Origin of the sequence: Microbacterium sp. (assembly GCF_029263575.1) — a bacterium.
Classification (GTDB): Bacteria; Actinomycetota; Actinomycetes; order Actinomycetales; family Microbacteriaceae; genus Microbacterium.
This window is the reverse complement of the sequence record NZ_JAJUFV010000116.1, coordinates 1-9213: the sequence shown is the minus strand read 5'-3', so window position 1 is coordinate 9213 and position 9213 is coordinate 1. Positions and strand designations below refer to the sequence as shown.

Genomic DNA, 9213 nt, shown 5'->3' with positions numbered 1-9213 from the left:
GTCGCATCTGCTGAGTTGGCCGTGCCGCAACAGGCACGTTCCACCGTCAAGCAACGCCAACGTGTGCGAACGACGCTGGGCTCTCGCTACGACGTGGCCAGCCGCGCGGTTTCACAACTGCTCGCACAGCAGCCGGGCATGCGGATGAGTGGCGGAGACCGCTCTACGCTGCTCACAGCCCTCTCTGTCGTGAGTGTCTTCGCGGATGATCCGACCGCGGCCTACGACATCGATTTCCACACTTGTCTTGCGGAAGGGCTCGCCGCGCTGCCCACCACGCGATCAATCGTCGTGCGCGGGCTGCCAGAAGCGAGTATGGCAACGAAGAACTCGATTCTGCACTCACCCGCACCATTCGTCTCGGCGCCCGTTGACGGCCCCCCGACCGGGTCAATGGAAGCGCTGATCTGGACCACGAGCGGTCGCCGTCTCGATGGTCTGATGGATGGAACCTCGTCCGCGAACGACATAATCGTTCCCGCGCACACCCGATTGCGTGTGCTGGGAACCGCAGACGGCCCCATCCCGCGTCTGCTCTTGGCCGAAGAGAACACCAACGAACAGAACGTGCTCAGCCGGCTCCACGACGCCGCGGCGAGCAGACACAATGACCCGACAGCGGTCCCCGACGCTCGGTGGCTCGCAGAGCCACTCGTTGCGGTATAAAGGAGCACCCGAATGAGCGATACAGCAACTGCACCTGCCCCCATCCGCGATTCGAGGATGGCTGGCGTACCGCCGCGATATGCGCGCCCGCTAGCATCCGGCTCCGTGCGACGACTACTGGATCAGCTCCCGTTGCGCGGTGCACGAGAACCGCGCGTTGCGCGAGTATTCGATGGGTGCAACCAAGGCCGTCCGCTGTTCGACGCGCAGCACCCGATGATCGTCGACGCGAAGGAGCGAAAGCGACTGCTCGCCCTTCTTCAGGGAGGCGCGATCGTCCTGCACTCGGCAGCACCCTTACGCGATGAGATCAGTGGAGAAGACGGCGCGGTCTCGGGCGACCTTCGCTCGGACGGAGTCTGGATCTGGAGTGATGCCGTCGCCCATTACCTTGAGAATCACTGGATCGCGCCGGACCCTGATCTGGTTGCACACCTTGCCCACGCAAAACCGCGGGCGCTGACTGCTGAAACCTGGGGGCGCCTCTACGCAGCGCTCCTTCCAGACTCGTGGGAGGGAACGACATGGCCGCTCGACTAATGACTCAGGGCAGGTCCGTTCTCACAGTCTGGGCGGATAACCCAGAATGTCATCAGACGATCGCATCCGCGATCGCCGTCGCCAACGACGGCGACGTCATCTCGATCCGGCCAGGTGTCTACGCCGAATCTGTGGTCCTTGATCGGTCGATCACGCTCTCCGGCACCGGAGATTCCGGCGACGTTCGCATCGAGGCTCCTTCCGGTGCAACGATCAGCAGCACAGCCGGTGACGCCCGTATCTCAGGCATCACGATCCAACGCACGGGGGGAACCGCCGCTGTTGACGTCGAATCCGGTTCGCTCTCGATGGACGAATGTGCCGTCGAGGCCGCGACCGAAGTCGCCATCATGGTTCGAAGCAGCGCAAAATTCATCGCGCACAGCACACGCGTCGGGAACGAAACCGGTGCTGGTGTCCTGGTGTACGACGGGGGCACTGCGCAGATCACAAAATCGATCCTGCGTCAGATCGCGACAACGGCCTTGGTCGTACGAGGTAAAAGCCAGACGCAGATCAGCGACAGTGAGATCAGTACGGTGCAAGGAGGGTTCCTCGTCGCCGACAGTGCCCGCCTCACCGTCACCGGGGGAAAGACTTCTGACGCTGAGCAGAGCATGGTCACCGTTGAGAGCGGCGCTACCGCAGACATCACGGATATGGTGTTCAGCGAAGGTAAAGGCATCGGCATCCTCGCAACGGCAGGCGCGAGCGTCACCCTCGCTGATGTCGGCTTCACCAGCCTCCAAGCGCAGAGCATTGTCGGTGTCGGCGATGCGTCGATTCAACTGTCCCGCGTCGTCGTGACCAGCGGCGGAGCGCATGCTCTCCAACTGGTGGGCTCATCGGCTGCGACCGCGGTTGACTGCCGTTTCTCAGATATCAAGCACGACGCTGTCGTCGTATCAGCGAAGGCGCGCGTGAAGCTGTCGGATTCAACGATCGAAGGTGTGCGCGGCACGGGAGTACTCGTTGCCGACGACGCCACCGCCCTCCTTAATGGCGTACGAATCATAGAGGCGGAAGGCGCCGGAGTGTGCGCTCGGGACCGAGCCACGCTCTCCGTCGATGACGGCATCATCCAACGATGCGTCATCGGCGCGGCGTGGCAGGATCGATCAACCGGCTTACTGCGAGACACCCCCCTACGCGACTCCGTGCAGGACGACATTCAGCTCGGGCCCAATACGGATGTTGACGTCATCGCCAGGGACGAGAGCGAACTCGATGACGACGAGGAAGAGTCAACGGTGTCAGCCGAGGTCGGCCTCGCGCCCCCGACGGATGCCGACTCCACAGAGCGAGACGGGGCCGAAGAAGGCGTCCTGGAGGAGCTCCTCGCGGAGCTCGACAGCCTGGTCGGGCTCGACAGCGTGAAGCGTCAGGTCGAGACGCTGGTGCGGATGCATCAGATGGCAGAGCGACGTGCCGAAGCAGGGCTGCCATCACCGCCGGTGTCTCGACACCTCGTCTTTGCCGGGTCACCAGGAACGGGTAAGACCACGGTGGCGCGGCTCTACGGACAGATCATGACCGCGCTTGGCGTGTTGCGCACCGGCCAGCTCGTCGAAGTGGCACGCGCCGACCTGGTCGCGGCAGTGATCGGCGGGACAGCGATCAAGACCGCGCAGATGTTCGAGAGTGCCCTAGGCGGCGTGCTGTTCATCGATGAGGCCTACGCGCTGTCCAAAGACTCGGGGGGCAGCAACGACTTCGGCGGCGAGGCCATCGACACTCTCGTAAAGCTCATGGAGGATAACCGCGACGATATCGTGGTGATCGTCGCCGGGTACACGAACGAGATGCGCAGCTTCATGGCCGCGAACCCCGGTTTGTCATCACGTTTCTCGCGCACGATCGAGTTCGCCGACTACGCCTCGGCTGAGCTGGTCACCATCGTGGAGGGTCTGTGCAGCGCTAATCACTACAGCCTGGAATTCGAGACGCGAGCGGCGCTGCACAACTATTTCACCGATCTGCCCCGTGACGAGACCTTCGGCAACGGCCGTACGGCTCGCAAGGTGTTCGAAGAGATGCTCGGCCGGCAGGCATACCGGTTGGGGAACGCAGACGAAGTCGACTCTCTGACCCTCACCCGCCTGATCCCGGATGACCTGGGACCGCTGCCGGGGTCGTCCATCGGCGCCGGCGTGGGGCGCGTAGACGAGGAACGCGTCGACCAGCTGCTCGGCACGCTGCGCGAGCTCGTCGGACTCGAAGGCGTCAAGTCCGAAGTGGAAGGCATGGTCGATCTGCTCACGTCTGCACGGCGCCGTCAGGCAGCTGGCCTTCCCGCCCCGTCGCTGAGCAGGCACCTGATATTCGCAGGCCCCCCAGGAACAGGAAAGACGACGGTTGCTCGGTTGTACGCTTCGCTGTTGACGGCGTTGGGCGTGCTCGCGCAGGGGCAGGTGACGGAGGTCTCTCGGGCAGATCTCGTCGGCGAATATGTCGGGCACACGGCGCGGCGCACAACCGAGGCATTCGACCGTGCGCGTGGTGGGGTCCTGTTCATCGACGAGGCTTACACACTGTCATCTGCCGCTGGCGGCAGCAACGACTTCGGCAAAGAATCCGTGGACACTCTGGTGAAGCTCATGGAAGACCACCGTGATGAAGTTGTGGTGATCGCTGCTGGGTACGAGCAGGAGATGAACGACTTCCTCGCGACGAACCCGGGGCTCGATTCGCGTTTCTCGCATCGCGTGAGCTTTGACAACTACACGCCTGATGAGCTTGTCACGATCGTGAACCAACATGCCACCCAAACGGGGTACGAGTGCACTGGACCCACAGTTGCAGCGCTGCGCGGCCATTTTGCGGCAGTCGAACGCGGAGCGTCGTTCGGTAACGGACGCTATGCGCGTCAGGTGATGGAATCGGCGATCGCGAATCACGCGCGACGGACTCGCTCGCTGCAGGATCCGACAATGGACGACCTCGTGCTGCTGCTGCCAGAAGATGTTCCCAAACCGGCAGAGATCGGGGCCTGACGATTCTAGGCGGCCAGGCCCGTTGCCACGGCTTCAGAGCGCATCGTGCGAAGCGCATGGAAGACGCGGCTCTTGATGGTTCCTACGGGAACGCCGAGAACAGATGCCGCGCCATTGGCGGTGTGATCAGCGAAGTACACCTCGATGATCGTCTTACGATGCTGTTCGGAGAGTCGCTGAAGCAGATTCTCAACGAGAATGCGCTCTTCAACTTCGCGTTCAGGATTGTTCGGCGCTGCGATGCGCATCGTATCCAGGTCAGACCAGCCGACTTCAGCGGGACGTGCGCGTCGGGCGCGATGCTGGTCCATGGCGATGTTGTGCGCTACTCGCAGCAGCCAGCCACGCACAGAGCCTTTCTGCTCGGCGAGCTGCTCGAGATGCTTCCATGCCCGAACCCAGGTTTCTTGAACGACGTCTTCTGCCGCCGGACGATCTCCGTTGAGCAGGCGCGTGGTGTAGTTGAGCAGTCCTGGCCCGTGTGTGCGGATCAGTTCATCGATGGTCACCGGCTGCGTTGCTGTGATCGCCATGATCAGGCCTTCCCCTTGAGTCGACGTCTTTTATCGATCGTCGACTCTTGGGGAGTCGCTGTCTCTGGGGTGGGCCCCCGAGATATGAGGGCATCCCTAGGGCATGGGTGGGGGTGTCCCTACCCATGCCCTCGCTCAGCAGATCACGGCATCAGGATGCGTTCCTGTGTTGCTCTGCCAACGGATGTTGTCAACGGCCACGGAAATATCCCCGCGACCGATGAGAAGGAACGGCGCAGTCATCTTGGTGGCGTCCAGGCCTCTGCTCGTAAAGCACCGAGACGGAACAATCACGTTCGCTGTCTCATTCGGCTGCATCGATTCCACGTCGCTGGTGAGATCGACCGACGCCGAGCAAGGGAAAGTGCACTGCGCCGCGACCTCGAAGGAGCTTGCCGACCCGGACAGAACGGTGAGGTCGAAGACAAGCGCACCGTCGCCGTCCAAGATCTCTTCCAGATTCATGGAGTTGTCGTGAACCTCCACCCAAAACTGCGATAGCCAGTCGGACGAAGTCCATTCCGCCGTCATCGTGCCGTTCGATTCTGCGATGCGAATCCCAGGCACTTCTGACTTGCCGTTGACGTACTCAGCGGACCCCCAGCTGTCGTCCTCGCCGGCAGCTGCTGTATACCAACGCAGCCCCGCTGCGGCCTCTCCGTCCTTGAACACTGTGAACGCCGGTTCTGACTCCGTCGGCGCGGGAGGCTCCGTGTCGGCCGGAGCCTCGCTCGGTGTGTCGGCGGGAGCTTCGCTCCGCGTGTCGGCGGGAGCTTCGCTCGGCGTCGTTGCGCTGGGGGAGCCTACGAGCCTGGGCACGATCGTCGCCACAATCACACCGAGGATGACGAGGACTGCCGCAGCGATGCCGATCATCGTGCGACGTGACGGTGGCCACGGCATGCGACCGGTTGACCGTTCGACGGAGGTCTCGTTGCCGCTGGCGTTCGATTCTGACGGCGCATCCGCACCTGCTCGGGCATCGGCATCGGCGAGAGTTCGTGCTTCATGGGCAGCACCGAGCGCCACCGAGAGCTTGGGATGGTGCGTGGAACGCACGGGACGGCCCACCTCTGCGATCTCTTCGGCGATGAGGGGAATGCGCGATGCCCCGCCGGTAAGAGCGATGCTGGTGATCGCATCCTCGTCAATCTCTGCCGAACTGATCGTGCGGCGCAGGGCGGCCACTGCCTGCCGCACGGACGGTCGAATCAGTCGCGCGAACTCTTCTCTCGTAATCGTCAGTCGATGGGGCCCATCGGGGAGAGTCACGACGACTGAGGCCTCTTTGCGTACTGAAAGAGACTCTTTTATAGCGCTGCACTTGGCTTCGATGGCAGCGAGCATCGCCGCGTCGGCGGCGCGAGCCGGGTCGAGCGAAGAGATCAAACCGCCGAGCTTCTGGTCGAGCAGCGTCCGCATGGCGTTGTCGAAGTCTGCGCTGCCCGCGTGATCGTTTTCTTCTGGGGTCCCGAGAATAGCGAAGCCCTGACTGCCTTTACGAAGCAACGTCGCCGTGACCGAGTCGTAGCCGAAATCGACGATGGCTACGATGTCTCCCTGCTTCACGTTGCCCTGAGACTCAAGAAAAGTTGCCGTCGCGACGGGTTCTGTGATGATCGCACGCACATTGATACCGGAAAGCTCGGCGATGCGTGTGAAGTGCTCGGCCCGGTACGGGCCCCAGGTGACGGGGTAGGTCAGCACTATGCTCTGCGCGGGCTCGCCTCGCTGCTCAGCGATCTCGGCGACGACCTGACGCAGCTGCTCTGCCATGAGCTGTTCTGGCGTGGACTGCGCGTCCGCGACGAGGAACGGCGTTGGGTCGCCGAGCCGCTTCTTGAAGTTGCGAGCGAGCCTCGTGGGATCGGACTCGCCGGCCGTCAGGGCCGCGTCGCCGGTGAGCATCGCACCGTCCGGGGAGAGGTAGACCGCAGAGGGCACAACGAACAACGGTGAGAGTTGGGCCGCATGGGTGCCGAGATCATCTGCAATCGCGACGGCGGCGAAGCGAGCACCGAGATCTACGCCAAGTGAATAGTGCATATTCTCCATCCGGTGTGTAGCTACGTGCTGCTATCACGTTACCAAGGCTCCGCGATCTCGGTCTCGACGCGGCGCAGTCATCTTTACCCTCGCCGCGCGGCGATAACGGCGTCCCAGATTGCCGCGGCGACTTCGCGTTTCACTCCCTCAGCAGATGCAACGACAGCGCCTTCGTCGCCGATTATCTCTACAGCGTTGTGCGCATTCTCAAACCCGTGCTCCGCATCCGCGAGGTTCACCGCGAGCAGGTCGACGCCTTTGCGCGCGCGCTTTCGACGCGCGCGCTCGCGCCGTGCATCAGCATCCTTCAGGGTCTCCGCTGAGAAAGCAACGATCGTCTGACCGTCCCGACGCGCGCCCGCAAGACCGGCGACGATATCGTCGTTCTCGACGAGTTCGATGCGGTCGAGTACGCCCTCTTCCTTCGTCAGCTTCTGCTCAGCAGCCTGCGCCGGGCGATAGTCGGCCACAGCCGCCGCCATGATGACGACGTCGGCGCGGGTCGCGGCATCCTTCATCGCATCGGCGAGCTCCGCCGCCGTTCCGACGGCGCGAATGTCGATATTCGGATGCTGCGACGCAGCCAACACGTCAGCACTGACGTGCGCGACCACCAGCGCGACCGATGCGCCGCGCGCGGCAGCCTCCGCGGCGAGCGCGACGCCCTGCCTGCCGCTGGAGCGGTTGCCGAGAAAGCGCACGGGGTCGATCGGTTCACGCGTGCCGCCCGCCGACACCGCCACGCGCAGCCCGGCGAGGTCGCGCGCGTTCTCGATGACAGCGAGCGCCGCTTCGGCGATCTCTTCTGGCTCGCTCATCCGCCCGGGGCCCGAGTCTCCGCCGGCCAACTCGCCCGCCGCAGGCCCGACCAGGTGGACGCCGCGCGCACGCAGGGTCTGGATGTTCGCCTGGGTGGCCGGATGCTGCCACATCTCAGTGTGCATCGCCGGAGCGATCACAACCGGTGCGGTGGTCGAGAGCAGCGTCGTGCCGACGAGATCATCGGCGAGCCCGGCTGTCATCTTCGCGATCGTGTTCGCGGTCGCCGGGGCGACGATCACCAGCTCTGCGGCCTGTCCGAGCGCGACGTGCCGCACCCGCGCGACGTCATCGTGCACACTCGTCGTCACGGTGTTGCGGCTGATCGCCTCCCATGTCGGCATCCCGACGAAACGCAGTGCGTCTTCCGTAGGAATCACCGTGACGTCATGTCCGACTTTCGTGAGCAGGCGCACGAGGTGCACCGTCTTGTACGCGGCGATTCCGCCGGAGACTGCGACGACGATGTTCATGTGTCGATTCTGCCTCAGCGCGTCACCGGTGTGGGCCGATAGGCCTCGGCGAGCACAGCATCCGAAATTTCATCTTTCCTGTAGGATCTACAGTTACATCATCGAGGAGGATAGGGTGACGGATGCTCGTGAGTACCAGCCGACGACGATCATGCTCGCTGCGGCATCAGCTCTGCGTGCCATAGGAGTCCCCGAAGACGACGCCCGACTGGTCGCCGAAACCCTCGTCGCGGCGGATCGTCGTGGAATCTACTCGCACGGCCTGAGCCGGCTTCCCCTTTACGCCGCGGCGCTTCAAGCAGGTGGCATGAACGCCACTCCGCGACTGACGTGGCTCCACAACGACGGGGCCACCGCCGTCCTGGACGCCGACGGCGCACTCGGGCAAGTCGCCATGAGAGCGGCCACAGCCCGCGCCATCGAACTCGCCCGCCGATTCGGCATCGCGGCAGTCGCCGTGCAGAACTCCACGCACTACGGGGCGGGGAACTATTGGAGCGACCTGCTCACCCAGGCGGGGCTCGTCGGGATCATCACCTCGACAACGGGACCGGTCGTCGCGCCATTCGGCGGAAACTCGCCCATCCTCGGCACAAATCCCCTGACGATCGGCTTTCCCAGTAGCGGCAGTCACGCTTTAACCGCAGATATGGCCACCAGCGCCGGCGCGTACGGCAAGGTGCTCGCTGCGCGCAACGCAGGCGAAGCGCTGCCCGAAGGCTGGGCAGTCGGTCCCGATGGCGAGCCGACCACAGACCCGACCACGGCGATGACCGGTGCTCTGCTCACCTTCGGCGGACACAAAGGGTCGGCACTTTCCGTGCTGCTGGAGGCACTCAGCGCCTCCCTCAGCGGGGCCAATTACGCGTTCGAGACCGTCGATATCTGGTCGACGCCGTCTCATCGCATGAACACCGGTCACCTCGTGATCGCACTCGCCCCGGAGCATTTCGGAGCTCACACCGGCGACCGCATCCGCACCCTTCAAGAGCGTGTACGCAGCTCCGATCCGGGAGGAGCTCTCGCACCCGGGGACCCGGAGATAACCCGGTTCCAGGCCAGCGAAGACCGTGTGGAAATCGCCGAATCGACCGCCACGGCCCTGGACGAGCTCTTCGAGCGACTCGGGATCGACAGCCCCGC

General features: G+C 63.8%; 7 protein-coding genes. 3 read left to right on the top strand and 4 right to left on the bottom strand.

The window, feature by feature from the left end; genetic code table 11:
- On the top strand, window positions 1-666 hold a 666-nt coding region (locus Q1J95_RS11570; RefSeq protein ID WP_300267717.1), incomplete at its 5' end, for a hypothetical protein.
- Between the two features lie 114 nt (window positions 667-780).
- Here the strand turns inward: Q1J95_RS11570 and Q1J95_RS11565 are convergent.
- Entirely contained in the window at window positions 781-951 is a 171-nt protein-coding gene (locus tag Q1J95_RS11565; protein WP_300267716.1) for a hypothetical protein, read from the bottom strand.
- 239 nt (window positions 952-1190) lie between these two features.
- Here Q1J95_RS11565 and Q1J95_RS11560 point away from each other — a divergent pair, with 239 nt between their 5' ends.
- Window positions 1191-4199 (top strand): AAA family ATPase, encoded by a 3009-nt coding sequence (locus Q1J95_RS11560; RefSeq protein WP_300267715.1) that lies wholly within the window; start codon window positions 1191-1193, stop codon window positions 4197-4199.
- Window positions 4200-4204: 5 nt separating this feature from the next.
- On the opposite strand, the gene Q1J95_RS11555 is transcribed toward Q1J95_RS11560, so the two are convergent.
- The 3 genes from Q1J95_RS11555 to coaBC all read right to left on the bottom strand — a co-directional run bounded on the left by Q1J95_RS11555 (window position 4205) and on the right by coaBC (window position 8070).
- Window positions 4205-4732 (bottom strand): sigma-70 family RNA polymerase sigma factor, encoded by a 528-nt coding sequence (locus Q1J95_RS11555; RefSeq protein WP_300267713.1) that lies wholly within the window; start codon window positions 4730-4732, stop codon window positions 4205-4207.
- 135 nt (window positions 4733-4867) lie between these two features.
- Window positions 4868-6778 (bottom strand): Hsp70 family protein, encoded by a 1911-nt coding sequence (locus Q1J95_RS11550; protein WP_300267712.1) that lies wholly within the window; start codon window positions 6776-6778, stop codon window positions 4868-4870.
- Window positions 6779-6861: 83 nt separating this feature from the next.
- A complete protein-coding gene (gene coaBC / locus Q1J95_RS11545) occupies window positions 6862-8070 on the bottom strand; it encodes a bifunctional phosphopantothenoylcysteine decarboxylase/phosphopantothenate--cysteine ligase CoaBC (protein ID WP_300267710.1) in 1209 nt (402 codons plus the stop codon).
- Between the two features lie 115 nt (window positions 8071-8185).
- Here coaBC and Q1J95_RS11540 point away from each other — a divergent pair.
- Window positions 8186-9213, top strand: a 1028-nt coding sequence (locus Q1J95_RS11540; RefSeq protein WP_300267708.1) for an Ldh family oxidoreductase, incomplete at its 3' end; no start/stop codon positions are given.

Bases quoted from the DNA above. Each gene is read 5' to 3' on its own strand.
- Q1J95_RS11560 (WP_300267715.1), top strand. From the start codon at position 1,191: ATGGCCGCTCGACTAATGACTCAGGGCAGGTCCGTTCTCACAGTCTGG.
- Q1J95_RS11555 (WP_300267713.1), bottom strand. From the start codon at position 4,732: ATGGCGATCACAGCAACGCAGCCGGTGACCATCGATGAACTGATCCGC.
- Q1J95_RS11550 (WP_300267712.1), bottom strand. From the start codon at position 6,778: ATGCACTATTCACTTGGCGTAGATCTCGGTGCTCGCTTCGCCGCCGTC.
- coaBC (WP_300267710.1), bottom strand. From the start codon at position 8,070: ATGAACATCGTCGTCGCAGTCTCCGGCGGAATCGCCGCGTACAAGACG.